This is a genomic window from Kitasatospora atroaurantiaca, assembly GCF_007828955.1.
Taxonomy (GTDB): domain Bacteria; phylum Actinomycetota; class Actinomycetes; order Streptomycetales; family Streptomycetaceae; genus Kitasatospora; species Kitasatospora atroaurantiaca.
The window spans coordinates 7,364,311-7,387,829 of record NZ_VIVR01000001.1 but is presented as its reverse complement, the minus strand read 5'-3'; the positions used below and the strand labels follow the sequence as shown (position 1 = coordinate 7,387,829).

Here is a 23,519-nt window from a genome sequence, read left to right as displayed (position 1 = left end):
CCGTCAGGCCAGCAGCAGACGGTAGGCGGAGTCGGCCAGGATGCCGCTCATCGAGGACAAGTCCCGGCCCTCCTCGATGGCGGTGGCCGGCAGATGCACGACCGCCCCGATCGCGGCGGTACCGGCCATCGGCGGAACCGGCCGGTCGGGGCGGCGCTCGGCCACCAGCGCCTCCATCGGTTGGGCCCACGCCGTGAGGAACTCGGCCGGTACCTTGCGGATCGCCGGGATTCCCCTTACGGAACACCTCGGCAGGTCGATCGTCGGCGCTGTCATTGAGCGAGCACGCTGTCGGCCGACCACACCCCATCACGATCCGTCCGGCCGTCTCGTCTGCCGACCGTCTGCGAACCAAGCGCAACCTGGAGCACCACGCCAAATTCCACACCGAACGCTGGTCACAGGCCGTGGCGATGACCACGCAGGGCTACTTGGGAAGTCTCATCGCAGCTTGCCGGGTGGAGGGCCTCCTTCCCCGCGTCCGCCCCAGCCGATGCCCTTGTCTTTTTCGGGCCTCGTCGCGGTGGCGGGTGTCGCCTGAGAACGCCGGCGGGCGGGCAGCTACAGGCTGCACTGCGGTCAACGGTGTTCGGGGTTCTCGAAGTCGAAGCGGCAGCCGGCGTCCCACTCGGAGCGCTGGTTGCCGTGGGCGGGGATGCCACCGGCGTCCTTGAGCAGGCGGGCCAGGTGGAGCTGGTTCCAGGTCATGAAGGTGGTGTTGCGGTTGGTGAAGTCGTTCTCCGGGCCGCCCGAGCCGGGGTCGAGGTAGGACGGCCCCGGGCCGGCGGCGCCGACCCAGCCGGCGTCGGCCTGCGGGGGGATGGTGTAACCGAGGTGCTGGAGGCTGTAGATCACGTTCATCGCGCAGTGCTTGGCGCCGTCCTCGTTGCCGGTGATCAGACAGCCGCCGACACGGCCGTAATAGGCGTACTGACCTTCGGAGTTGAGGATCGACGAGCAGGCATAGAGCCGCTCGATGACCTGCTTCATCACCGAGGAGTTGTCCCCCAACCACACAGGTCCCGCCAGCGTAAGGATGTCGGCTGCCATCACCTTCGAGTAGATGACGGGCCACTCGTCCGTCTCCCACCCGTGCTCGGTCATGTCCGGCCACACACCGGTCGCGATGTCGATATCCACTGCTCTCAGGACTTCTACCTGGACGCCCTGGCGCTCCATGATGCCGGTGCTGATGTCGATCAGACCCTGTGTGTGGCTGCGCTCCGGCGAACGCTTGAGCGTGCAGTTGATGACCAGCGCGTGCAGGTCGTCGTAGGTCGCAGTCGTGTCTGCCATGGAGGTATCCCGTTCAGGACGCTGTGCGCGGTGAGTGCCGCCCGCCCGGGATGATGAACCGGATCCCTCTCCCGCTGCGAGCACCCGTCCTCCTCGGCAGGGGCTGGACGGGGAGGCCGTCATCCCACTCCACCAGGACAGGCTCCCGACCGCTCCCGGGACTGGGCCACATGCCTGATCCGTCCCGTCCGGCGCCGCGCCTACTACGCGGACGAGGCAGCCCGGCCCACCATTCCGCCGCTGTCACCATGATCGGCGGGCTGATCTTCACCCGATACCCGAACCCGCCGCCCACCTCCGCCCGCCCGACGACCGCCGACGTACGCCGGACCCTCGGCCCGCCCCTGCGGGCGGCACCGTACGGCCGTGTCTCGCGTGGCCCGGCCGACAGTGGCAGAAGGGTGAGATCATCAGGGCACGAACCGCTCGTTACCGCGCCGACCGGCAGGCCCGGGGCGGCGCAGCGCGGCCGCGGGGGCAGCGGGGCCGGAGGGGCAGCGGGGCCGGAGGGGCAGCGGGGGCAGCGCCGGGAACATCGGGGGCGTGCGTAGGGTTGTGCGCTTCGGTGACATCCGCCCCCCGAAGGGAACCCCCGTGAGCCTGTACGACATCCCGCTGCGCACCCTGTCCGGCGAGCCCGCCTCACTCGCCGACTACAAGGGCAAGGCCCTGCTCCTGGTCAACGTGGCCTCGAAATGTGGGCTGACCCCGCAGTACGCGGGCCTGGAGCGCCTGCAGCAGCGCTACGCCGACCGTGGCTTCAGCGTCCTCGGCTTCCCGTGCAACCAGTTCCTGGGCCAGGAGCCGGGCAGTGCCGAGGAGATCCAGACCTTCTGCTCCACCACCTACGGCGTCTCCTTCCCGCTCTTCGAGAAGATCGACGTCAACGGCGACGACCGGCACCCGCTCTACGCCGAGCTGACCAAGGCGGCCGACGCCGAGGGCGAGGCCGGCGATGTGACGTGGAACTTCGAGAAGTTCCTGATCTCGCCGGACGGCACCGTCGCGGCCCGGATCCGCCCGCAGATCGAGCCGGAGGCGGACGAGGTCATCGCGGCCATCGAGGCCCAGCTGCCCGCGTGACGCGCGAGGCCGGGCGGATCGCCTGAGGCGCATCGGCCGCTCCCCGGGGTACTGACCCTCCCCGGGGAGCGGCCGAATCGTTTCACCAGCCGTCGAGCAGGGTTCAGCAGCCGTTGAGCAGCGAGGTGAGCGCGGCCTTCTCCGTGCTGTCCACGCTCAGGCCGTAGTAGTACTTCACCTGCACCCAGGCGCGCGTGTAGGTGCACTGGTACGAGGCCTGCGGCAGCCAGTCGGCCGGGTCCTGGTCGCCCTTGGAACGGTTGGAGCTCGCGGAGACCGCGATCAGCTGCGGCCGGGTCACGTCGTTGGCGAAGGCCTTGCGCTGGTCGGTCGTCCACGCCCAGGCGCCCGAGCGCCAGGCCTCGGCGAGCGGGACGAGGTGGTCGATGTCGAAGGTGGAGGCGTCGGTCGTGGTCACGCTGTCGTACTGGGAGTACCAACTGCCGCTGGTGGCCGTGCAGGCGGAATTGACGACCACGTTGGTGCCGTCGCGCTTGATGACCGTCTCGCGGGTGTTGCAGGTGCCGGAGATGGTGATCCAGGTGGGGAACAGCGTCCGGTCGTAGGTGGAGGTGTGCGACTCGGCCGCGACGGTGAGGGAGGCCAGGTAGGTCTTCGCGGTGGCGGTGGAGACCGGGGTCGGCAGGGCCGCCTGGGCGGTGCCTGCGCTGGTCAGCAGGGCGCCGGCGGCGAGCAGGGTGGCGCCGAGACCGGCGGCGGCACGGCGGAACAGACGTATCTCGGGCATGCGGAACTCCAGGGTGCGGGGCAACCGGACAGGCGCCGGGCAGGAGGCCCGAGCGGGCAACCAGCATGCCGCGCTGGAGGTTTACGCGGGTAGACCCCTGCGGTTAACTTTTGACGCCTTTTCAACAATCGGCCGGAACCGACCATGAGGAGCGCCAGGATCGGCGCCGGATGCGAGCGCGGCCGCATGGGCGATGCTTCGGTCCCGAACCGGTGACAGCTCTGCAACTACCTTGCTCCCGAGCCGGATCACCCCCGCGACGGACCGGCACACTGTCAGTGGGGGCGGGCATGATCTGGACCGTGCCGCCGCGAGGGAGGGGACGCCCGATGAGCAGCGAGATCGAATCGATCGCCGAGGCGAAGGCCATCCATCAGCTCTTCGGGGAGCAGGCGCACCGAGCGCCCGAGGCACCGGCCGTGGTGTGCGGCGAGGCCCGCCTCACGTACGGCGAACTCGACGCCGGGGCCAGCCGATTGGCCCGCCATCTCGCCGAGCTCGGGCTGGGCCGGGGCGGGCTGGCGGCGGTCGCCCTCGGACGGGGCCCGGAGCTGCTGACGGCCGTGCTCGCGGTCCTCAAGACGGGTGCCGCGTACGTACCGCTGGAGCCGAGCGGTCCCGATATGACCATCCGTCATATTCTCTCGGAGGCCGACCCGCTGGTGGTCATTACCCAGGAGGTCCACCGGGTCAGGCTGGCCGACGCCACCGGGCGCGCCGTGCTCTGTCTGGACACGGCCGCCGAGGCGATCGCCGCGCAGCCGTCCGGTCCGGGCCCGCTCGGCGTCGAGGTCCAACCGACCGACCTCGCCTGCGTCTTCTACACCTCGGGGTCGACGGGCAAGCCCAAGGGCGCGCTGATCGAGCACCGCAATCTGCTGCACGCGTACCGGGGTTGGCAGTCCGTCTACCAGCTCTCCCCCGCCGACCGCTTCCTGCAGACGGCGACGCTGGAATTCGACGTCTTCTCCGCCGACTGGATCCGCGCCCTGTGCACCGGCGGCACGCTGGTGATGGCAGAGCGGAACTTCACCCTGGACCACACGGCCGAGGTCTCCGAGCTGCACGATCTGGTGCTCCGCGAGGGCATCACGGTGATGGAGACCAACGTCCACACGCTGCGCCGGCTGTTCGCCCATATCCAGCCGCGCGGGCTGGAGTTGGGCACCGTCCGACTGCTGTCGGTGGGCGCCGAGAAGTGGTACCTCGACGAGCAGTTGCGACTGCAGCGCTACCTCGGCCCCGGGGTGCGCCACATCAACGTGTACGGAGTCGCGGAGGCGACCGTCGACAGCACGTACTTCGACACCACCACTCTGGCCGACGCGCCCGAGCACGCCGAGCGGATCTCGCTGATCGGGCAGCCCTTTCCCGGGACTCGGGTCCACCTGCTCGACCAGGCCGGCAGGCCGGTGCCGACGGGTGAACCGGGCGAGATCTGTCTGGCCGGCCCCGGTCTCGGCCGGGGGTATCTGCACCGCCCCGAGCTGACCGCCGAGCGCTTCCGGCCCACCGAGGTGGACGAGGACGGGCGGATCTACCGCACGGGGGACATCGGGCGGCTGCGGCCGGACGGGCTGCTCGAATACATCGGCCGGTCCTCCCCCGCCGGTCCTCCTGACGCCAAGGAGGTCGCGGCGATGGCCGAGGTCGAGGCGGTCCTGCGCGGTCACCCGTCCGTCCAGGAGAGCGCGGTCGCCAAGGTCGAGACAGCTCCGGGCCGGACCCGGCTGGTGGCCTATGCGGTCGCGGCCGAAGGCGGGACGGCCGATCCCTGGACGCTGCGCTCGTACCTGTCCGAGCAGCTGCCGGAGAGCCTGGTGCCTGAGGCGGTGGTCCCCCTGCAGGCGCTCCCCCGCACCCGCGCGGGCAAGCTGGACCGTCCCGGTCTGCCGCTGCCCGCCCCGCGCGGCCACGGCGAGTCGTTCTCGGGCAAGGCCGCCAGGCCCGGCGGCGCAGAGGCGGGCGGCTACCGGGCCGGGTCCGGTGGCTCGGAGGTTCCGCGGGGGACGCTGTGGGCAGTGCTGACGATCACCTTCGGCGTCCTCGCCTCGGCCCTCACGGAGGTGTTCTGGCGCGGCTCCACGGAGGTCTCCGCGGTGCCGTCGCCATGGGCGGGACTGCTCCGGCTGCTGTACATCTGCGAGTGGCTGAGCTTCGGCGCGGGCATGGCCTTCCTGTTCCTGGGGCGGCGGATCCTCGACCGGCACGCCCGCCCCACCGGTCTGACGAGCCGTACGCTCCTCGCGGTGGCCTGGCTGCTCGGGGCCTGGTGGCCGCAGGACAACTGGTACCGCGTCAGCCGACACGCCGACTGGCCCCGGCAGGTGGCGCTGGTCTACGGCTTCAACGTCACGCTGATCATCGCGGCGGTGGTGGTGGTCCGCTTCCTGGCCTGGCAGCCGCCCCGCTCGGCGGTCACGGAGGGCTGACGGGCTCGGCCGGTGCTCCGAGGCCGTCGAACGCGTCGCCCAGCGCCAGATTGGCGGCCCGGACCAGGGCCTCCGCCGCGGTCAGTGCCTCGGCGGCCGTCAACGCCCGGGTGGATTCCGGGACGTCCGCCGTGCGGGCGCAGAGCGCGATGCCCACCGACGGCCGCGGGTCGAAGCTCGCGGTCGGGATGGTCGGCAGAAGCGTGACGCCGAGCGCGGCGCACCGCCCCGCCGTCCGTTGCAGGTGCTCGAGCAGCGTCTGCTGCGGCAGCCGGGCGCCCAGCGGCAGGTGGTCGAGGGTGCGGACGAGGTGGCCGGGGCCGCCGCGCACCGCGTCGAGGCGGGCCTGCAGCATGAACGCCACGGCAGGGCCGGTGAGACGGAGGTTGGTCTCGGTCGGGGCGAGCCTGCCCGCGCGATCGGTCACGAAGTCGATGTCGTACCAGCCCCGGTACCCCGCGTCGGCCAGCGCCTGGCCGACCTCGCACCCGAAGCGGGCGGCGGTGGCGGCGAGCGGGTCCGGCACGGTGCCCGGGCCGACGGTGGCGCCCTGATAGCTGGTCCCCTCGACGTGCATCACCGCCACTCCGACGGGGTGCACGGTGCCGTCGTCGGCGATGACGGCGTCAAAGGTGAGATTGCGCAGCCGGCCCTGGCCGTCGATGTACTCCTCGATCAGCAGACCGGCCCCGGCGGGCATCACCTGTTCGGCCGTCAGCTGCCGCAGCAGAGCCCCGGCTCCGCCCGCGGCCGCGACCTCGTCGGGTGTCAGGACGGCCGTGCCGAAGCCGCCGACACCGTGGTGTGCCTTGAGCACCGTGGTCTCGCCCCGGGCCGCCCGGTCGGCGAGCACCCGGGCGAGGCGGCGCGGCGAGTCGGCCTGCTGCTGGGCGGGGATCCTGACCCCGGGGTGACCGGCTCCGATGCGCTCGAACAGCGCGTGCGACTCGGCCTTGGACTCGAAGCGGTGGACGGCCCGCAGGATCTCGCCCGGCCCGTCCGTACGGCCCCAGGCCTTGACGGGCAGCCCGGCTCCGGCGATCCTCTCGCGCAGCGCGGGCCGTGCCGCGAGCGCCTCGGCCACGGTCGAGTGGGTGGCGATGCCGCTGTGCGTCTCCACCGGATCCCACTCCAACTCCCGTTCCAGGGTGGTGATCCAGGATGAGTCCACCTGGTGCGGCAGCACCAGCACGGCCGGGTGCGGGGTGTAGAAGGCGGCCAGGCAGGAGTAGTGGTGGCCCTGCCGCCGCGCCTCGGGGGGCTGCGGGAGAGCGGTGCGGCGCATGGTCCGTACACCGGGCAGGAACTGGGCGTTGAAGTCGGCCACGTTTCCGATCTGGACGGCCCGCCGGCCACCCGTCCAGGCCTCCTGCCACGGTGCTGCTGCTCGCATCGTCCGAGCGTACGATCCCCGTCGCCGGGCCGGGGCCTCTTCGCTCGGTCCGGCTGGGTACCGGAAGGCCGGTCAGCAGCCGATCAGCAGGCGCACGGTGGCCCAGAGGTCGTCCAGCACGGCGGGGTTGTTGCCGAGTTTGGCGAGCATGACGATGCCCTCCAGTTGGGCGAGCACCGCCCGCGCCGTGACCCGCCCGGCCCGGTCCGCCGCGACGGCGCCCTCGGCGGCCGCCTCGGCGAGCACCAGCTGCACCATGGCGATCTGCTCATCGAAGATCTCCGCCAGGCGCGACTGGACGACCCACTCCTGATTGCTCAGCTCAAGTGCCAGGTTGCCGAACAGACAGCCGTGCACGGCGTCGGTCTCCCGCTTGGCCCGGCGCTGCGCCTCGGCCTGGTCGTCCAGGAGTCGGCGCAGCCGGGCGAGCGGCGGCGTGTCGGCGGCTGAGAGGACGTGGTTCCAGTGCGTGCGCTGGGTAGTCCAGTGCGAGTCGACGGCCGCCAGGGTGAGCGCCTGTTTGGAGTCGAAGAAGTGGTAGAAGCTGCCCTTGCGGACATCGGCCCGGGCGCAGATCTCGGCCACGCCGACGGCCGAGTAGCCCCGGGTCCCCAGGAGCTCGCAGGTGGCCTCGAGAAGTCGTTCGCGGGCGGTGCTGGTGCGTCCCATGCGCAGAGTATACGAGCGGTCAACTATCCGATCCTGGCGTTTTAGTTGACCGGTCGTCTAGAGTCGGTCGGGCCAGCTGTTGTCGAAGCAGGGAGAGCATCGCGATGAGCACACGTTCCGCAGGCCGGTTAAGCGCACTGCTGGGCCTCGACCACCCCGTCGTGCAGGGGCCGTTCGGCGGCGGCCTCTCCTCCGTGGCCCTTGCCGCCGCCGTCTCGGAGGCCGGCGGGCTCGGCTCGTACGGCGCACACCACCTCGCCGCCGAGGCCATTCCGGGGCTGGTCAAGGAGCTCCGCGCCGCCACCGGCCGGTCTTTCGCCGTGAACCTCTGGGTGCCGCTGCCCGGCGAGGCCGAACTCCGCCCCGGTCAGGACGAGTTGGCCGGCCACCTGGAACGGCTTCGGCCCGCGTACGAGGAGCTCGGCCTTGAGCTGCCCGAACCCACGGCCTTCACCGACCGGCCCGACTTCGACGATCAGCTCGACGCGCTGCTCGAGGCCGCTCCCCCGGCGATCAGCTTCGTGATGGGCATTCCGCCCCGCCGGGTGTTCACCGAGGCCCGCCGACGCGAGATCGTCCTGATCGGGACCGCGACCACGGTCGCCGAGGCCGAGGCCCTGGAGGCCGCCGGATTCGACGTCGTGGTGGCCTCCGGCAGCGACGCCGGCGGACATCGGGGTGCCTTCCTGAAGCCCGTACACGAATCGCTGGTCGGCACCTTCGCCCTGGTGCCGCAGGTGGCCGACGCGGTCTCCGTGCCGGTCGTCGCCGCGGGCGGGATCGCCGACGGGCGCGGCATCGCGGCCGCCCTGCTGCTCGGGGCGGAGGCCGTGCAGATCGGCACGGCCTTCCTGGCCACCGAGGAGTCCGGCGCCACCGAGCCCCACAGGCAGGCCCTGCTGGGGCCGGAGGCCCGGACCACCGTCCTGACCAGGCTGTTCTCCGGGCGGCATGCCCGAGGTATTCCGAACCGCTTCGTTCGCGAGTACGCGGAGTTCGAGGACCAGGTGCCGCCGTACCCCGTCCAGAACGCCCTGATGCAACCGACCCGAGCGGCCGCGGCCGCCCAGGGACGGGCGGACCACCTCAATCTGTGGTCCGGGCAGGCCGCTCCGCTCGCCCTCGGCGGACCGGCCCACGTGTACCTGGACACGGTACTGACCGAGGCCGGGCTGCTGCTCGGGCGGCGGCTCTGAGGTCCTGACGACGGTCTGACGGGTCACTGGCCGATCTGAGGTCCTGACGACGGTCTGACGGGTCACTGGCCGACACCCGACGGCCCGTCAGGCCTCGCCGGGATGCCAGGCGGGCCACTCCCAGGGGCGGTCGGCCCAATGCACCCGGACGGGGTCGTGCGGGTCGAGGTCGGGGAAGAGCTGCTTGATCCGGGGCTCGAACTCCTCGGGGGCGAGCGGCTCCCAGCCCGCGCCCTTGAAGTGCACCAGACGGTAGCGGCTGTCGGTGCGGAACTCGGCGACCTCGACCAGGGGCTTCTCGGCGGCGTTGCTGTCCGTGTTGGTGTCCATGCCCTCAGCATGTGTCGGTCACCGGCTCCACGCACGCCACGACGGCCATGCGGAGGCGTTCCGCGGTGCCGTCGTGGCTCGTTGAGCACGGCGGCCCGCCCGCCTGTGCGGGCCCGGAGCGTGCGGGAGGACGAACGTGGACGAGCAGTGGCAGGCCCCGTGGCAGTACGGGTGGGAGCAGCAGCCGCCCCCGCCCCCGCCCTGGGAGCCGCCGGTGGCACCGCCGCCCCCACCGCGCCGCCGGACCCGCCGGGGGGCCGTCGCGGCGACGATTCTGGGCGGGGCGCTGTTGCTGGGCGGGCTGCTGGCCACCTGCGACGCGTCCACCGAGCCCACGGGCGCACTGGTCGTCGAGCCCGCACCGGCCGAGAGCCCTACCTCCGCGAGCCCGGAGCCGTCGTTGTCCCCGTCACCGTCACCGTCGCCCTCGCCGAGCGCCTCGGCCTCCGCCGAGCCGGACGCGCCGGGGAGCCCGGCGCCGATGCCACGCGAGAGCAGTCGGCCGCGGCCGGCGAAGTCGCACCGTACGCCGCCTGCCGCCGCTCCGCAGCAGCAGCCGGGTGCCTCGCCCGACGTGATCTCCTCCCTGAAGGTGTGCGCCGAGGCCGAACGCCTCGGGGAGTGGCCGCCCGGATCGGACCAGGCGAGGATCTGCCGCAGCCTGTACGGCGAGTAACGGCAAGTGGGGCTCCCCGGCTCCCCCGGGCCGCGGAAAGGGAGCCCCACCACGGGTCAGGCGTCGCGTACCGTGGCGGGGTGACCGCGGCGGCCCTGAGGCATGTGCAACCTGTACTGCCCCGACGGAGCCGCAGCGGGTCGAGAGAGGACGGCCGCCATGACCAAGCCCGTACCCGCCGAGCGGCCCGGACGCCGCCTGCGCGGACTCGACCGGGCCGCCGTCAGCAGGTCCGCGTGGGGTCTCTACCGCGAGACCCGCCGCCCCGGCGCGCCCGGCCTCGGCGCCAGGGTGGTCGCGCTGCCCCGCCTGCTGCGCGACGTCCTGCGCCACCGGTACCCCGGCGTGAAGCGAGGGAAGCTGGCCGCCCTGCTGGTGCTGGCCATGCTCTACGTGCTCAGCCCGATCGACGCCGTCCCGGACGTCATCCCCGTCCTCGGCTGGACGGACGACACTGCGGTGCTGCTGTGGTTCCTGACCGGCCTCACCCGGGAGTCCGGCCGCTACGTCCAGTGGTCACGCGCCGAGGCCGAGGCCGACCCGGGGCGCTGATCGCCACCGGCCCCGCCCCCGCGTCGGCACTGGCGCAGGACTGCACGTGCCGCCAGGACCGCCGGGCTGCGGGGCCGGAGCCACTGCTCGTCGTGGCGATCCACCGCAGGTGACGACCGGCCTCCGGGACGGGATGCGCTTGCGGGCGCTCAGGGCCCGAGAACAGTCCCGTCCGGCCGAGTGTCAGCCCGTACTCGGCCTGGACTTCGATGATTTGACGTTCGGTCATCTTGCGATGGGCCTCGTCCAGCGCCGCCGTGTCGATGGCGTTCTGCACCACCGTCACCCGCTACCGGGAGAACCCTTGGTCCGCCGTGCCAGGTGGCGTGTCGCCCGGGGACTTTCATTCCATACTGGCTAAATTGCCATAAACATCGCGAACAGGACGTCAGAAATCCAGCGTTCGCGCGGGAGAAGACACGTTAGGAGCAGTCATGCAGCACAATCCGCTGACCCGGCGAATTGCCGCCAGTCCGCTCGCTCCCCTTGCCACCTTCCCCATCCGCCTCGCGGACGTGACCCGGCACAATGCCCAGTCGGTGAAGAAGTCCGCCGCCTGGCTGGTCCGCTCAAGGGAGCACGTCCACTACACCTACGACCTCGAACCGCACAATCTCGAACACCTGGCTTGGTTCGTCGCGACCGTGACGGGAAGCAGGGTGGACGCCGTCCGCGGCTATCTGGCCGAGGCCCAGGAGGACGCCGAGCTGCGCCGGGTCCTCGGCGCCGGACTGGCCCGCAGCGACCGCCGTGCCACCACCGACCCGGTCATCCGCTACGGCCGGCGGATCGGCTGGTACGCCATGGTGCGTGCGCTCAAGCCCCGGTTCGTGGTCGAGACCGGCACCAACCGCGGCATGGGCAGCGTGGTGATCGCCGCCGCCCTGCTGCGGAACGGGACCGGCCGGCTGGCGACGGCGGACATCGACGACCGGTCGGGCGAGCTGATCATTCCTCCGTACGACAAGGTGGTCGACCACGTGGTGAGCGACTCGCTGGAGTTCCTGGCCGGCCCGGCCGTCCGCCAGGATCCGATCGATCTCCTCTTCGCGGACACCGGCCACACCGCGGAGCACGAGCGTGCCGAACTCGCCGCCGCCACACCTCTGCTGTCCCCGGGCGCGGTGGTACTGGCCACCAAGGCCTACTGCTGGCCCGAGCTGTCCCGCTGGGCCGAGGAGCAGGGGCGGGAATTCCTGTTCTTCAACGAGCAGCCGCGCGACCACTGGTACCCGGGGGTCGGCATCGGCGCATCCTTCCCCGCCCTGGTCCGGGCGTGAACCCGGCCATCAGGGCGAGGCTGGCCGGGTGGTACGCGCGCTGTGACGCCTGGGAGGGCGCCGACTCGGTGCTGCGCCGATCCCCCGCCCAGGCCTGGTTCCACCGCCGGTCCGGCGACCGGCTCGCGGTCCTCGGCTACCACGGGGTCGAGGACGCGACGGCGTTCGAGGCTCACCTCGACCGCCTGCAGCGGTCCTCGGTCCCCGTCTCGCTGCAGCAGGTCGAGGAGGCGGCGCACGGCGGCCGCCCGCTGCCGCCGTACAGCGTGCTCGTCACCTTCGACGACGGAGACCGCAGCGTGCACTCCCACGCTCTCCCGCTGTTGGCGGCCCGCGGCATTCCGGCGGTCTGCTTCGTGATTCCCGGGCTCGTCGGCACCGACTCGCCGTTCTGGTGGGACGAGGTCGAGCATCTTGTGCGCCACGGCGGCCGCACTCACCGGGTTCCCCCCGCCGCGCCCGAGATCACCGTCCATACCGTCAAGCTGCTCTCCGAACGCGAACGGCAGCTCGCCCTGGCCGAGTTGAGGGAGAGCGCCGCCGTTCCCGCCCCGCGGAGGCATCAGCTCACCACCCCGGAGCTGCGGGAGCTAGAGGCGGGTGGTGTCGTCATCGGCAACCACACCCTGACCCACCCATGCCTGGACCGCTGCGACGACGAGCAGGTCAGGACCGAGGTTCTGCAGGCCCACGAGCGGCTGACCCAGCTGCTCGGCCATCCGCCGACGTCCTTCGCCTATCCCAACGGCAATACCGACGACCGGGCCCACCGCCTCCTCGCGCGGGCAGGCTACCGCTCCGGCTTCCTCTACAACCACCGACTGGCCTCGCCGGGCGCCCGGCATCCGCTGCGGATCGACCGGCTGGCGGTGTCCACCCGCACGAGCCCCGACCGGCTGGAGACCATTCTCTCCGGCCTGCACCCGGCCCTGTTCAGGGCCGCGCGCCGGGCGGCCAGGACCGTCGCGCGAGCGGGTCAGCTGGTCAGCAGCCGGTCATGACGGGCCGTCAGCGCTGCCGCCGCCCGGCGCAGCGCCCGGTCGATCCGTACGGCACAGGCGCGCAGATCCTCCAGCGGCCGGCCGTCCGGGTCCTCGATGTCGTCGGCCTCCGCCGCCACCGCCGGGGCCCTGCCGCGTGAGGCGGCGGCTCGCGCCACCGCGGCGCGGGGGCCGCCGTCGAGGTCCTCGGTGCCCGCGAGGCGGACGAACTCCTCCAGCGTGAAGCAGCGCCGCAGCGCCACCGGGTGCAGCCGCACGGCGGCCTCACGGTGTTCGCGGGCGAGCCCCAGCACCAGGTCCGCCGAGGCGACCAGCTCGGCGCTCAGCCGCCTGGCCGCGAACTCGCCTGCTTCGCCGCCCAGTTCCTCCACCAGGTCCACCGTCCGGGGGCTCATCGGAGCCCCCGGACGCGCCTGTGTCCCCGCGCTGCCGATCCGGAAGCCGATACCGGCCTCGCCCAGGTGCACCGGGAGCAGCCGCTCGGCGATCGGCGAGCGGTACATGTTCCCGGTGCAGACGAACAGCACCCCGAATCCGGTCACTTGGTGAGTCCGAGCTGGGTGGCGAGTTCGCTGTCCTCGCCCGACTTCTGGGACGGCGTCAGTGCGATCTCCGAGGCTCCGGCCGTCTCGCCGTAGCCGTACCCGTAGCCGTAGCCGTAGCCCTCGTTGTGCAGCTTGGCCATGCTCAGCACGGCGCCGAGTACCGGCGCGCCCACCGAGCGCAGGGCGGCGACCGCCGCCTGCGCCCGCTCGCTCGGGGTGTGCCCGGCCCGCACCACCAGGACGGCGCCGTCCACCAGCGGGGCCAGACCCACGGTGTCGGCCACGGGCATCAGCGGTGCGCTGTCCACGACGACGACGTCGAAGGCCTCGGCGAGGCCCTCCAGGACCTGCCTCATCCGGTCGGAGGTCAGAATCTCCGCCGGGTTGGGCGGGATGGGCCCCGAAGTGAGCACGCTCAGCTTGCCCTCACCGCCCTGCTGCAGCACCTCGTCGACCGTCGCGGTGCCGATCAGCACGGTGGTCAGTCCCGCGTCCTGCACGAGCCCGAAGGTCTTGGCGACACTCGGGCTGCGCAGATCGGCGTCGACCAGGCAGACGCTGCGGCCGGCCTCGGTCAGGGAGAGCGCCAGATTCGCCGCGGTGTTGGTCTTCCCCTCTCCGGGGAGCGGGCTGGTCACCACGATCACCCGCGGACTGCGGTCCACCTGGGCGAACTGCAGGTTCGTACGGACCAGCCGGAACGCCTCTGCGCGTGCGCTGTGCGCGCCGGGGCCGACGGCGAGCGGGCTGTCCTGGGCGTCCTTGTCGTACGGCACCGCCCCGAGTACCGGCAGCCCGGTGGCCTCGGCCAGCGCGTGGCTGGTGCGCAAGGTGGTGTCGAGGATGTCGCGCAGCACGGCGAGCGCGACACCGGCGATGAGCCCGGCGAACAACCCCGCCGCGGCGTTCAGCAGCGGCCTCGGGGACAGCGGTGCGGTCGGGGCCGAGGCGCTGCGCGTGGTGCCGATGTGGACCGGCGCCGACTGCCCGGGCGGAGTCTCCAGACTGACGATCTGCACACCGGCCTCGTCGGCGACGGTGTTGGCGATCTTCGCTGCGCGCACGGCGTCGGTGTCGGTGACCGCGATGTCGATGAGTACGGTGTTGGGCTTGACTCCGGCATTGATCCGCTTCGCCAACTGATCCGGTGTCATGTCGAGCCCGAGCCGGTTGATGACGGGCGCCACGATGCGGGCGCTCGACACGATGTCGGCGTAGGACTGCACTCGCGCCTGGGAGAAGGCACTCCCCTGGTTCAGCTCCGCGATGTCCGAGGTGGCCCGGGTGGAGACGAAGATCTGACTGCGCGCCTCGTACTGCGGAGTGGAGACCTCGGTGACAGCGAGCCCGGCGCCGAGGCCCGCCACGGTCAACATGGTGATGGACACCCACCGTCGGGTGAGAACCCTGAGAAAACCGCGCAGATCCAACGTGAACCCCTTCGGGTTGTTCCGATCGTGGCATCCGAGGTGCCCCGATCTCGGCACCAGGGCGTGATATGTCGCTTTTGGCGAGTTTAGGCACTTTTGAGCATTCTTCAGCTCAGCAGCCCCGCGACTCACTTGAGGCCGAGCGGGTGAGACGTCCCCATCAGTCACACGGGCTTGACCGATGCTGGTGCCGACGACCACCGCGACCGGGACCATCACGAAGACGTAGACCAGCAGGTTGGACGTGACCACGTTGAGGCTCAACCCGATCAGGGCGAGCAGTGCGGCCTGGTGGATCGCCCAGTCGGCGCTGTCCGTGGCGGCCCTGCGGCGGCGGTACGCGTCGCGCCCGAGAAGGAGGATCGCCGCCACCCACAGGGCGAGACCGACCAGCCCGAGGTCGTTCCACAGTCTCAGGTAGTCGTTGTGGGGATGCCCCAGGGTCTCCGTGGCGTCCAGGGCGGCCAGCAGGCGCTCCACGCTTCCGATGCCATGGCCCAACCACGGTGACTCCTTGATGGAGTCCCAGGTCACCGCCCACAGGTCCGAGCGTCCCGAGGTGCCGATCTGCAGCCCGGCGACCGTCCGGCTGTCGTTCTGGGTGAAGCGGTCCCGTAGCGGCTGGAACCGAGTCATCAGCACATACGTTCCGCCCACGACCACCGAGGCCAGCACGACGAGGCGGCGGAGTTCACCGCGGCTGCGGCCCTTGGCGACGACCCCCAGGAAGAGCAGAGCACATACCACGGCGGAGGTGCGGGACAGGCTCAGGACATCGGCCGTGATCAGCAACAAGGGGGCCGCGTAGCCCCATCGTGAGCGTCCGGCGAGCGGCACGGCGGCGACCATGCCGATCCACACGACCTCACCGAAAATCCGCTTGGGGTACAGGCTGCTGTTTCCCGGACCGTCCAGCGCGACCGACAGCAGGTAGCCGACAGCCGCCACCACGGCGGCCGCGCGCACCCACCTCAGCAGCAGCATCGCCGACCCCGGTGAGGTCCAGGCGGCGGCGATGGCCATCACGGCGACGAAGGTCAGGTACACCAGGGCGTTCTGGACCCCGGCTTCGGTCCGCTGCTGGACCGCCGACACGGTGGCAAGGCCGGCGAAGGCCCACAGGGGCATCGGCAGCGGCACCCGCAGCAGTCTGGGAGTACCCGCCCCACCGGTCCTGCCCTCGCCGGGCCTGCGGACCGCGGCGCACGGCAGCACGATGGCCGTGGCCAGGAAGACCAGAACGGTGGCGGGGCCGTTCAACCCGAATCGGCCGAGGCTCCCGCCGACAAGGATCCAGAAAGCCGCCACGGTGATCGGCAGCAGGCGTGGTCGCCCACCCAGCACCGGTGGCGATTCACCCATGTGAGACCTCACGCCTTCTGACAAGGACCGCTGCTTGCACGCAGTCTGGATTTTCCGGGCCCGGCTCCGCGAAGTGAGAAAGGTGGAGCGGCAATCATCCCCATCATCTCCACGTCGCATCGCCCCTGGTCATTCGCCACACCGACCGCACGAAACGAATTCACCGTCCTTTGATCGGAAGATCGCGATCTTCTCGCAGGGCCGCGAACAGCGCTGAGGCCGCGGGCTGTTCCAGCACATCGCGGTCGGGATCGGCCGGATAGGGCTGCCGGGGAACGGTCCGGAAGTCCACCTTCCCGTCGGGAACCGCGCGGAGCCGCTCCACCAGTCCGTACAGCTTGCTGAGCGAGTTCAGGCCGGAGTCCGCGGTGAGCGCGGAGGTGGCCGCGTCCAGAACGGGGAACAGCCGGGCGGGGTTGAACAGCACGCCGTTGCTGCGCAGCTTCGCGGAGAGCAGGCCGAGGAACTGCTGCTGACGGCTCATCCGGTTGGTGTCACTACCGTCCCCGACGTACTCGCGTGCCCGGACGTAGGCGAGCGCGTCCGTGCCGTGCAGCAGGTGGTGCCCGGCGGTGAGGTCGAGACCCACGTTGGGGTCGCGCTCCGCTTTGGGCAGGTCCACCTCCACCCCGCCGACCGCGTCGATGATCTTCGCGAAGCCCTCGAAGCCCACGACCAGGTGGTGATCGACCCGGATGTCCGTGAGCTTCTCGAACGTACGGATGGTGCAGGCCGCCCCGCCGAGATCGAAGCTCCAGTTGAACTGCGAGTACTGCGCCCGGCTGGCGCCCCCGCCGGGCGTGGGACAGCTGGGGATCGACACCATCAGATCCCTTGGCACGCTGATCACCTGGGCCCTGCTGTCGTCCCCCGACACGTGCACCAGGAGCACCGTGTCCGAGCGGGCGCTGCCCAGCTCGGGGCGGTAGTCCGAACCCATGATCAGGATGTTCTGGGCCGAGCCGGACGCCGGCGGCCGCTCACCGGCCTGGGCCGCGAGCGCCCTCTCCGTCGCACTGTCGGTCCGGATGTTCCCGTCCAGATGCCGGTACGCCCACCAGCCCAGGGCCGACACTGCCACCAGCACCAGCAGGGCCGCCAGCGCCAGGACCTGCAGCACCTTGCGCCGCCGCGACTTCGGCGCGGGCGGGGGCGAGAGCGGGGGCGGGGGCTCTGAGGGGCCTTCAGGCCTCACGGCAGGGCCGGCCGGAAGGGTCAGCTTCGATTCGTCGGTCATGGTCGGGTCCCGACCTCCCAGCTCGATGTCGTTCGCAATTCCGCCATCCGGTAAATCCCGCCTGCCTGCCGAACGGGCGATATCTCCCGCTCGGTCAGTCAGCAATCCCGCCGCACACACCGATCGGCGCCGCTCCGAGTGGAGCAAACGATGCGTGGCGCGCCCGCAGGATCCTCGGCACTGTGTGAGAGTGATTTCCGGGCACGTTGTGATTTACCTCTTGACGAAGAAAATTTCCTCCTAAAGGAGTGGGACGTGACGATCTCGGTTACGCGTCCGTCGCCCAAATGGCTCTCGTCCAAACGCCTCTGGGCCAAATGGCTTGTCGATATGACAGTCGGCGCGTTTCTGCTGCTTCTTGCTCTTCCGCTCATGGCCGTCATCTACCTCGTCATCAGGACCACCTCACCTGGGCCCGTGCTGCACCGCCAGATGCGCACCGGCCACCACGGCAGGCCGTTCTGCATACTGAAGTTCCGCACCATGTACGCCGGTGCCCATGCCGCACGCGCCGCCCTGGCCAAGCACAGCAAGGCCGGCCGTCACCTGTTCAAGCTGCGGCACGATCCGCGGATCACCCCGGTCGGCCGCTTCCTGCGCCGTCTCTCCCTCGACGAACTCCCCCAGCTGATCAACGTCCTGCGCGGGGAGATGTCCCTGGTGGGACCTCGCCCGCTGCTGGTGGAGGACTCCGACTACGAGGGTGAGGCCAGGGACCGGCTGCTGGTGCCACCCGGCATCACCGGCCTGTGGCAGGTGAGCGGACGGTCGAACCTGCCCTGGGACGAGATGCTCCGGCTCGACCTGCACTATGTCGCGAACCGCTCTCTCCGCCTCGACCTTCTCATCCTGGCCCGAACGGTCCTCGCGGTTCTCACCGCTCGCGGGGCGCACTGAGAACTGGCCAGGCACTGACAACTGGAGAGTCCTTGCCCACCGGAACCGCAGCACCCGAGGCGCGCACCACGCTGGTCGCGCTGGTCTGGAACTACTCCTCGGCGATCGCCGCCACCGTCATCCAGATCTGCTACACGGCGTACACCGCCCGGGTGGTGCTGCCCGACAGCTTCGGAGCCTTCGCCGCCGCCGGCGCCGCCACCACGATTCTCGGCTACGTGGCCGGCGCCGGCCTGGCCACCTACCTGCTGCGGGCCGAGCAGCTGACCCGGCAGACGGTACGGACCGCATACCTCGTCTCGGTGGCGAGCGGCGTGCTCTGCTGCCTGGCGACCCAGGCGGTGGCCCCGCTGTCCGTCACGGTGTGGGGGCTGCCCGAGATGGAGCCGCTCGTGCAGCTCTACGGGCTCTACTTCCTCACCCAGCCCGCGTCTCTGGTGGCCGTCGCCGCGCTGCGCCGCCTGGACCACGCCCGCTTCTGCGCCCTCACCGAGACGGCCGCCCAGTTCGTGGGCATGGCCACCGGCGCCGTGCTCCTCGCCATGGGCTGGAGCCCGTACGGCCTGGTGATCGCGCAGGTCGTGGCGCCCACGGTCACCCTCGCGGCCGCCGCGCTGCGGCTGGCCCGCTGCCCGGTCCCGCAGGGGCCCCGCGTACCGGCCCGGGCCATGCTCGGGCTCTCCGGGGCCTTCGCGGGGTACGGAATGATCCAGGTGACCACCACCGACGTCTCCCTCTGGGCGGTCGCCCGCTTCCTCGGCCCGGGCGCCGCGGGCCAGTTCTCCCGCGCGTACCTCATGGTGAGCCTGGTGGTCGCGCTGCTCTGCCAGAGCCTGCGCCGCGCCGTCATGCCCTCCCTGGCCCGTATCAACGGCGAGGGACGAACGCTGGGCAACGCCCTGCCCGATGTGCTCAGTGCCGCGTCCGCGATCGCCTTCATCTCCTTCGGCATGATGGCGGGGGTCGGCCCGGCCGCGCTGCAGCTCCTGATGGGGCCGGGCTGGGAGCGGGCGGGCGCGCTGGTGACCGTCTTCGCCCTGGGTGCACCGCTGATGCTGCTCTGCGGGTTCAGCTATGCCGCGGACGAGATCGGCCGAGCACTGGGCAGCCTGTTGCGGACCCAACTGCTGGTACTGGCAGCCACGGTGGGCCTGGTCGCGGTCGTGGTGGCCACGACCCGCAGCCTGGCGCTCATCTCCGCGGCGATGTCGGCAGCCGCCGGGGTCGGCCACCTGGCGCAGCTGGTCCGATGGCACCGCACAGGGCTGTGCCCGCTGCCGTCACTGGTCCGGCCGTACCTCGTCCACGCGGCGGTCGGTGCGGCACTGTTCGGCAGCGGGTACCTGGCGGCGGGCTACGGCACCGGGCCGCTGTCCCAGGTCCTGCACGGGATGTTGGGCATGGTGCCGGTCGCCCTGGTGTGCGTGGCGGCGCGCCGCCGGCTCCCGCTCTACTCGGCGGCCGTCTCGCGCGGGCTGGTCACCGGGTGAACGGGCCCGTCACGAGTCGCCCGCGCTCCGGCGCCGACGGGCCAGGACCGCCGCCCGCAGGGCCGTGTTCACGTACGGTGCGATCATCAGCAGCGGCGCCCAGGGCCACAGGTGCCGGCCGCAGTAGGCCCACCACTGACGGGGCGGCAACTCCCGCTGCGACACCAGCCTGCGCAGCGCCTCACGCGCTCCGATGCCCGGCTCCATCGCGCCGACGCCCGGCGGGTTGTTGTCACAGGCGCCGACGTGCCGCGGGGCGACGTAGACGGGAATGCCGACCCGCCGGGCCCTGAGCCCGTAGTCGAAGTCGCCCATCGAGTGCTTGAACCTGGCGTCGATGTCGCCGAGCCGGCCGCGCACCGTGCGGGGGACGAGCAGCACGTTGCCGTTGCAGGTGTCGCAGAGCGCGGGCTTACCCGTGGGGTCGACCAGTGAGAAGTGGTGCCAGCGTGGATGCCAGCGCGGCAGAGTGCGCCGCCTGCCCGAGTACGTGGTGCGCGCTCCGTCCCGCGAGCGCACGGCCCCGACCACGATGGCCTCGCCGCCGACCTGCTCCTCCGTGGCGAGCAGCTGGGAGAGGGCGTCGTCGTCGAGTTCCACGTCGTCGTTGAGCCACAGTTGATAGTCCCAGGCGGAGCCGGCCGCCTCCCGGCTGTGGTGGCTGGCAAGGCGCATTCCCTCCCCCCAGAAGACATCGGTGCCGACCACGGTCACCTCGACCTCGGGGAAGTTCTCGGCGACCGCCTCGGCCGTACCGTCACTGCTGCCCGCGTCCACCAGATGGACCGAGAGCGAGGTCCCGTCCGACAGCCCGCGCTGTTGTCGGAGGGAGGCGAGTGCGGCGAGGGTCTTCACCCTCCGGTTGTGACTGGTCATCAGGACGGTGATGCGGGGGGTGGACACGGGGTTACTCCGGGATCGGACGGCGGTGCGGTCGCCGGGCGACCGCCGGGAACGGGGAATGGACGGTCAGATCGTGCTCAGCACCTCGCGGTAGAGCCGGTCGATGCTCCGCGCCCAGGTCTGTTCGGTGAAGTGCTCGTCGAAGACACGGCGGCAGTGGGAGCGAAGCCCGGGGAACCGTGCGGCGGCCTGGCGCAGGGCGGGCAGCAGGGGTTCGGCCCAGGAGACGACCGCTCCCGTGCCGCGCGCTCGGACCGACTCCGCGACTGACGAACCTTCAAAGACCAGGATGGGAAGCCCTGCTGCGAGTGCCTCGACCTGGACGAGGGGGGCGCCCTCCAGGCAGCGGCTGGGAAAGACCAGGCCGCGCCAGGAGGGCAGCCGTCGGCGCAGCTCGGCGCGGTCCAGGCGGCCGAGGAAGCGTACCGACGGGGGTGCCACCGCGCGGGCGTCGTCCAGGAGTTCACCATCGCCGACGATGTCCAGAGGCTCGCCGGCCGGCCAGCGACGGAGCAGCTCGAGTGCGCCCTTCTCGGCGGTGAGGCGTCCGACGAAGACCCAGCGTCCGCTCGAGGAGGTTGGCTCGGCCGGGCCGCCCGGGTCGTCGACGAAGTTGGGGATCAGCGCGGTGCGTCGGGCGGGGATCCCGGCCCGTAGGTAGGTGCGGAGACTGAGCTCGGAGAGCATCACGAGACGGTCGGCGCGGCTCAGCAGCGGATCGCCCGCCGGGCCCTTGCGGTTGGCCCAGGCGAGCGGTGCGGTGGCGAGCCGGGACTCGCGGTAGCAGCCGTGCCGCAGACCGGCCCAGCGGTCACCGTCCAGGCAGCTGGTGCAGGCGGTGCCGGCCCGGTAGAGGGTCGCACCGGCGCACAGCGGCCGGTAGTTGTGGAGCGTGGCGACGAGCGGCCCGTCCCAGTCGTGGACCCAGCCGCGCGCGAAGTTGGGGAAGAGGTTGTGGACGTGGACCAGGTCAGGACCGAACTCGCGCAGCTCGGCGAGCGGCGTACGCCCGCGGCCGGCCGCGACGGTCGCGGCGGCCCGCAGCGGGTAGAGCCTGGAGCGGGCCAACTCGTCGGTGCGGGCGGCCACGACGGCCACCTCGTGCCCTGACTCGCGCAGGGCTCGGGCCTGGTCCCGGACCGCCTCGTTCTCGCCGCTCGGCTGGCCGGAGGCGTAGAAGCTGTGCACGAGCGCGATCCGCAGCGGTGTCATACCCTTCCCCGCATCCTCGGTGGTCGGAGCGCGATCCGGGCCAGGTAGGCCGGGTTGTTGCGCAGATAGCGCCGCCACAGCCGGCGGGGCTCCTTGGCGAGGCGGTACGACCACTCCAGGCCGCGCTGCTGCATCCACAGGGGTGCCTGGGACTTGAGTCCGGCGTGGAAGTCGAAGGCCGCGCCGACGCCGAGGAGTACGGGCGCGGCCAGCCGGTCGCGGTGCGCGGCCATCCACCGCTCCTGCTTGGGTGTCGACAGCCCGACCCAGACCAGGTCCGCACCGCTGTCGTTGATCCGCTCGACGGCCTCGGCGTCCTCCTGCGGCGTGAGCGGGCGGAACGGCGGCGACTCGGCGCCGGCGATCTTCAGGCCCGGGAGGCGCCCCGTCAGCCGCTCGCCGAGCAGCTCCGGGACGCCCTCCCCCGCGCCGTAGAGGTACGAGCTCCAGCCGCGCTCGGCGGCCCGGGACAGGACGTCGAGCATCAGGCCGGGCCCGGGGACCCTGCTCATCCGCTCGGCCCCGGCCCTGCGCCCGGCCCAGACCATGGGCATGCCGTCGGGAACGGTCAGCCCGGACTCGTTGTGGATGCGCAGGAGTTCCGGGTCCCGCTGGCACTCCATCACCCCGTGCACGCCGGTGACGCAGACGTAGCCCGGCCGGCCCTCGTCGATCCAGCGGGTGATCTCCTCGAGTGCCAGCCGGGGGTTGACCGCGCTGATCCCGACGCCGAGTACGTCGACCCGTGGGAGTACGGGCATCAACGCTGGTAGGGCCGGCCGTCGAGCTTGGCCTTGACCTGGTCGTGGACCCAGCGGTAGGTGAGCTCCAGACCTGCCAGGAGCGGCGTCGAGGGTGCCCAGTCGAGCTCCTTGACGATCCGGGTGTTGTCGCTGTTGCGTCCGCGCACGCCCAGCGGGCCAGGGATGTGACGGTACTTCAGTGTCACGCCGGCGACCGACTCGACCAGGGCGTAGAGCTGGTTGATGGTGACCAGCTGGTCGGAGCCGATGTTGAGGGGATCGGTGACCTCACTGCGGGTCAGGCGCAGGGTGCCCGCGACGCAGTCGTTGATGTAGGTGAAGCTGCGGGTCTGCTCACCGTCGCCCCAGATCTCGATCTCGTCCGCCCCGGTCAGGACGGCGGTCGCGATCTTGCGGCAGGCGGCGGCGGGCGCCTTCTCGCGGCCGCCGTCCCAGGTGCCGTACGGCCCGTAGACGTTGTGGTAGCGGGCGGAACGCGTCGCCAGACCGTGGTCCTCGCGGAAGTGCCGCGCCATCCGCTCGCTGAAGAGCTTCTCCCAGCCGTAGCCGTCCTCGGGCATGGCCGGGTAGGCGTCCTCCTCGCGCAGCGGGAGGACGGCGGCCTCGGTCTGCTTCTCGGCGGCGTACACGCAGGCCGAGGAGGAGTAGAAGTAGCGGCCGACGCCGCAGTCGCGGGCCGCGAGCAGCATATGGGTGCTGGAGAGCACCGAGAGCATGCAGGCGGCCTTGTTGCTCTCGATGAAGCCCATGCCGCCCATGTCGGCGGCCAGGTGGTAGACCTCACCGGCACCGCCGTCGAGCACCTCGGTGCAGGGCTCGCGGAGCGAGAGGTCGCGGACGAGGTTCTCCGCCTCGGGGTGCGCCTGGTACCACTCGTTCAGCGGCTTGCGGTCGACCGCCCGTACGGACTTGCCCTCGGCCAGGAGCGCCCGGGTGAGATGTCCCCCGATGAACCCTCCAGCACCGGTCACCACAGCATCGATTTGAGGCACGACTCAGCTCCTTTCGCGGCAATCTGGACAA

Annotated in this window: 22 protein-coding genes; 9 read left to right on the top strand and 13 right to left on the bottom strand. The window is 71.4% G+C overall.

The window, feature by feature from the left end; translation table 11 throughout:
* Positions 1-3: 3 nt before the first annotated feature.
* Together FB465_RS33110 and FB465_RS33105 are read right to left on the bottom strand one after the other, a co-directional pair.
* Positions 4-276, bottom strand: coding sequence for a hypothetical protein (locus FB465_RS33110; RefSeq protein ID WP_145796534.1), 273 nt, complete (start codon positions 274-276; stop codon positions 4-6).
* Between the two features lie 303 nt (positions 277-579).
* Entirely contained in the window at positions 580-1,296 is a 717-nt protein-coding gene (locus FB465_RS33105) for a flavodoxin family protein (protein ID WP_145796532.1), read from the bottom strand.
* 594 nt (positions 1,297-1,890) lie between these two features.
* Between FB465_RS33105 and FB465_RS33100 the strand changes: the two genes are divergently transcribed.
* Positions 1,891-2,379, top strand: a complete 489-nt coding sequence (locus FB465_RS33100) for a glutathione peroxidase (protein ID WP_145796530.1) — start codon at positions 1,891-1,893, stop codon at positions 2,377-2,379.
* Positions 2,380-2,482: 103 nt separating this feature from the next.
* On the opposite strand, the gene FB465_RS33095 is transcribed toward FB465_RS33100, so the two are convergent.
* Positions 2,483-3,127 (bottom strand): HNH endonuclease family protein, encoded by a 645-nt coding sequence (locus tag FB465_RS33095; protein WP_145796528.1) that lies wholly within the window; start codon positions 3,125-3,127, stop codon positions 2,483-2,485.
* Positions 3,128-3,456: 329 nt separating this feature from the next.
* Here FB465_RS33095 and FB465_RS33090 point away from each other — a divergent pair, with 329 nt between their 5' ends.
* Positions 3,457-5,559: an amino acid adenylation domain-containing protein gene (locus tag FB465_RS33090; RefSeq protein ID WP_170290748.1), complete on the top strand. Its 2,103-nt coding sequence runs from the start codon at positions 3,457-3,459 to the stop codon at positions 5,557-5,559.
* On the opposite strand, the gene FB465_RS33085 is transcribed toward FB465_RS33090, so the two are convergent.
* Together FB465_RS33085 and FB465_RS33080 are read right to left on the bottom strand one after the other, a co-directional pair.
* Positions 5,546-6,952: an ATP-grasp domain-containing protein gene (locus FB465_RS33085; RefSeq protein WP_145796525.1), complete on the bottom strand. Its 1,407-nt coding sequence runs from the start codon at positions 6,950-6,952 to the stop codon at positions 5,546-5,548. The two genes, FB465_RS33090 and FB465_RS33085, sit on opposite strands and share 14 nt — an antisense overlap.
* Positions 6,953-7,024: 72 nt before the next feature.
* A complete protein-coding gene (locus FB465_RS33080) occupies positions 7,025-7,621 on the bottom strand; it encodes a TetR/AcrR family transcriptional regulator (RefSeq protein WP_145796523.1) in 597 nt (198 codons plus the stop codon).
* A 104-nt stretch (positions 7,622-7,725) separates the two neighbouring features.
* Between FB465_RS33080 and FB465_RS33075 the strand changes: the two genes are divergently transcribed.
* Complete coding sequence (locus FB465_RS33075; protein ID WP_145796521.1) at positions 7,726-8,817, top strand: NAD(P)H-dependent flavin oxidoreductase; 1,092 nt, start codon at positions 7,726-7,728, stop codon at positions 8,815-8,817.
* Positions 8,818-8,904: 87 nt separating this feature from the next.
* On the opposite strand, the gene FB465_RS33070 is transcribed toward FB465_RS33075, so the two are convergent.
* On the bottom strand, positions 8,905-9,147 hold the full coding sequence (locus tag FB465_RS33070) for a hypothetical protein (RefSeq protein ID WP_170290747.1): 243 nt from the start codon (positions 9,145-9,147) through the stop codon (positions 8,905-8,907).
* Positions 9,148-9,283: 136 nt separating this feature from the next.
* Between FB465_RS33070 and FB465_RS33065 the strand changes: the two genes are divergently transcribed.
* The 4 genes from FB465_RS33065 (at position 9,284) to FB465_RS33050 (ending at position 12,656) form a co-directional block, all read left to right on the top strand.
* Entirely contained in the window at positions 9,284-9,823 is a 540-nt protein-coding gene (locus tag FB465_RS33065; RefSeq protein ID WP_145796519.1) for a hypothetical protein, read from the top strand.
* A gap of 159 nt (positions 9,824-9,982) precedes the next feature.
* On the top strand, positions 9,983-10,375 hold the full coding sequence (locus FB465_RS33060; RefSeq protein ID WP_145796518.1) for a YkvA family protein: 393 nt from the start codon (positions 9,983-9,985) through the stop codon (positions 10,373-10,375).
* A gap of 434 nt (positions 10,376-10,809) precedes the next feature.
* Positions 10,810-11,655: a CmcI family methyltransferase gene (locus tag FB465_RS33055; protein ID WP_145796516.1), complete on the top strand. Its 846-nt coding sequence runs from the start codon at positions 10,810-10,812 to the stop codon at positions 11,653-11,655.
* Positions 11,652-12,656, top strand: coding sequence for a polysaccharide deacetylase family protein (locus tag FB465_RS33050; protein ID WP_246193025.1), 1,005 nt, complete (start codon positions 11,652-11,654; stop codon positions 12,654-12,656). Before FB465_RS33055 ends, FB465_RS33050 begins: the two co-directional genes overlap by 4 nt.
* Here the strand turns inward: FB465_RS33050 and FB465_RS33045 are convergent.
* The 3 genes from FB465_RS33045 to FB465_RS33035 all read right to left on the bottom strand — a co-directional run bounded on the left by FB465_RS33045 (position 12,632) and on the right by FB465_RS33035 (position 17,230).
* Complete coding sequence (locus tag FB465_RS33045; protein WP_145796515.1) at positions 12,632-13,198, bottom strand: arsenate reductase/protein-tyrosine-phosphatase family protein; 567 nt, start codon at positions 13,196-13,198, stop codon at positions 12,632-12,634. The genes FB465_RS33050 and FB465_RS33045 overlap by 25 nt on opposite strands.
* Complete coding sequence (locus tag FB465_RS33040; protein ID WP_170290746.1) at positions 13,195-15,993, bottom strand: polysaccharide biosynthesis tyrosine autokinase; 2,799 nt, start codon at positions 15,991-15,993, stop codon at positions 13,195-13,197. Before FB465_RS33040 ends, FB465_RS33045 begins: the two co-directional genes overlap by 4 nt.
* Before the next feature lie 160 nt (positions 15,994-16,153).
* Positions 16,154-17,230, bottom strand: a complete 1,077-nt coding sequence (locus tag FB465_RS33035; RefSeq protein ID WP_145796511.1) for an LCP family protein — start codon at positions 17,228-17,230, stop codon at positions 16,154-16,156.
* A 255-nt stretch (positions 17,231-17,485) separates the two neighbouring features.
* Here FB465_RS33035 and FB465_RS33030 point away from each other — a divergent pair, with 255 nt between their 5' ends.
* Together FB465_RS33030 and FB465_RS33025 are read left to right on the top strand one after the other, a co-directional pair.
* On the top strand, positions 17,486-18,127 hold the full coding sequence (locus tag FB465_RS33030; RefSeq protein ID WP_281292371.1) for a sugar transferase: 642 nt from the start codon (positions 17,486-17,488) through the stop codon (positions 18,125-18,127).
* A gap of 32 nt (positions 18,128-18,159) precedes the next feature.
* On the top strand, positions 18,160-19,617 hold the full coding sequence (locus FB465_RS33025) for an oligosaccharide flippase family protein (protein ID WP_170290745.1): 1,458 nt from the start codon (positions 18,160-18,162) through the stop codon (positions 19,615-19,617).
* A 9-nt stretch (positions 19,618-19,626) separates the two neighbouring features.
* Here FB465_RS33025 and FB465_RS33020 read toward each other — a convergent pair whose 3' ends face one another.
* The 4 genes from FB465_RS33020 to FB465_RS33005 form a co-directional block, all read right to left on the bottom strand.
* Complete coding sequence (locus FB465_RS33020) at positions 19,627-20,520, bottom strand: glycosyltransferase family 2 protein (protein ID WP_145796506.1); 894 nt, start codon at positions 20,518-20,520, stop codon at positions 19,627-19,629.
* Positions 20,521-20,586: 66 nt separating this feature from the next.
* Entirely contained in the window at positions 20,587-21,732 is a 1,146-nt protein-coding gene (locus FB465_RS33015) for a glycosyltransferase family 4 protein (protein WP_145796505.1), read from the bottom strand.
* On the bottom strand, positions 21,729-22,493 hold the full coding sequence (locus FB465_RS33010) for a WecB/TagA/CpsF family glycosyltransferase (protein WP_211785912.1): 765 nt from the start codon (positions 22,491-22,493) through the stop codon (positions 21,729-21,731). Before FB465_RS33010 ends, FB465_RS33015 begins: the two co-directional genes overlap by 4 nt.
* Positions 22,493-23,488, bottom strand: coding sequence for an NAD-dependent epimerase/dehydratase family protein (locus FB465_RS33005; protein ID WP_145796501.1), 996 nt, complete (start codon positions 23,486-23,488; stop codon positions 22,493-22,495). Before FB465_RS33005 ends, FB465_RS33010 begins: the two co-directional genes overlap by 1 nt.
* Between the last annotated feature and the right edge of the window lie 31 nt (positions 23,489-23,519).

Bases quoted from the DNA above. Each gene is read 5' to 3' on its own strand.
- FB465_RS33095 (WP_145796528.1), bottom strand. From the start codon at position 3,127: ATGCCCGAGATACGTCTGTTCCGCCGTGCCGCCGCCGGTCTCGGCGCC.
- FB465_RS33075 (WP_145796521.1), top strand. From the start codon at position 7,726: ATGAGCACACGTTCCGCAGGCCGGTTAAGCGCACTGCTGGGCCTCGAC.
- FB465_RS33090 (WP_170290748.1), top strand. From the start codon at position 3,457: ATGAGCAGCGAGATCGAATCGATCGCCGAGGCGAAGGCCATCCATCAG.
- FB465_RS33055 (WP_145796516.1), top strand. From the start codon at position 10,810: ATGCAGCACAATCCGCTGACCCGGCGAATTGCCGCCAGTCCGCTCGCT.
- FB465_RS33110 (WP_145796534.1), bottom strand. From the start codon at position 276: ATGACAGCGCCGACGATCGACCTGCCGAGGTGTTCCGTAAGGGGAATC.
- FB465_RS33010 (WP_211785912.1), bottom strand. From the start codon at position 22,493: ATGCCCGTACTCCCACGGGTCGACGTACTCGGCGTCGGGATCAGCGCG.
- FB465_RS33060 (WP_145796518.1), top strand. From the start codon at position 9,983: ATGACCAAGCCCGTACCCGCCGAGCGGCCCGGACGCCGCCTGCGCGGA.
- FB465_RS33085 (WP_145796525.1), bottom strand. From the start codon at position 6,952: ATGCGAGCAGCAGCACCGTGGCAGGAGGCCTGGACGGGTGGCCGGCGG.
- FB465_RS33070 (WP_170290747.1), bottom strand. From the start codon at position 9,147: ATGGACACCAACACGGACAGCAACGCCGCCGAGAAGCCCCTGGTCGAG.
- FB465_RS33080 (WP_145796523.1), bottom strand. From the start codon at position 7,621: ATGGGACGCACCAGCACCGCCCGCGAACGACTTCTCGAGGCCACCTGC.
- FB465_RS33105 (WP_145796532.1), bottom strand. From the start codon at position 1,296: ATGGCAGACACGACTGCGACCTACGACGACCTGCACGCGCTGGTCATC.
- FB465_RS33040 (WP_170290746.1), bottom strand. From the start codon at position 15,993: ATGGGTGAATCGCCACCGGTGCTGGGTGGGCGACCACGCCTGCTGCCG.
- FB465_RS33015 (WP_145796505.1), bottom strand. From the start codon at position 21,732: ATGACACCGCTGCGGATCGCGCTCGTGCACAGCTTCTACGCCTCCGGC.
- FB465_RS33035 (WP_145796511.1), bottom strand. From the start codon at position 17,230: ATGACCGACGAATCGAAGCTGACCCTTCCGGCCGGCCCTGCCGTGAGG.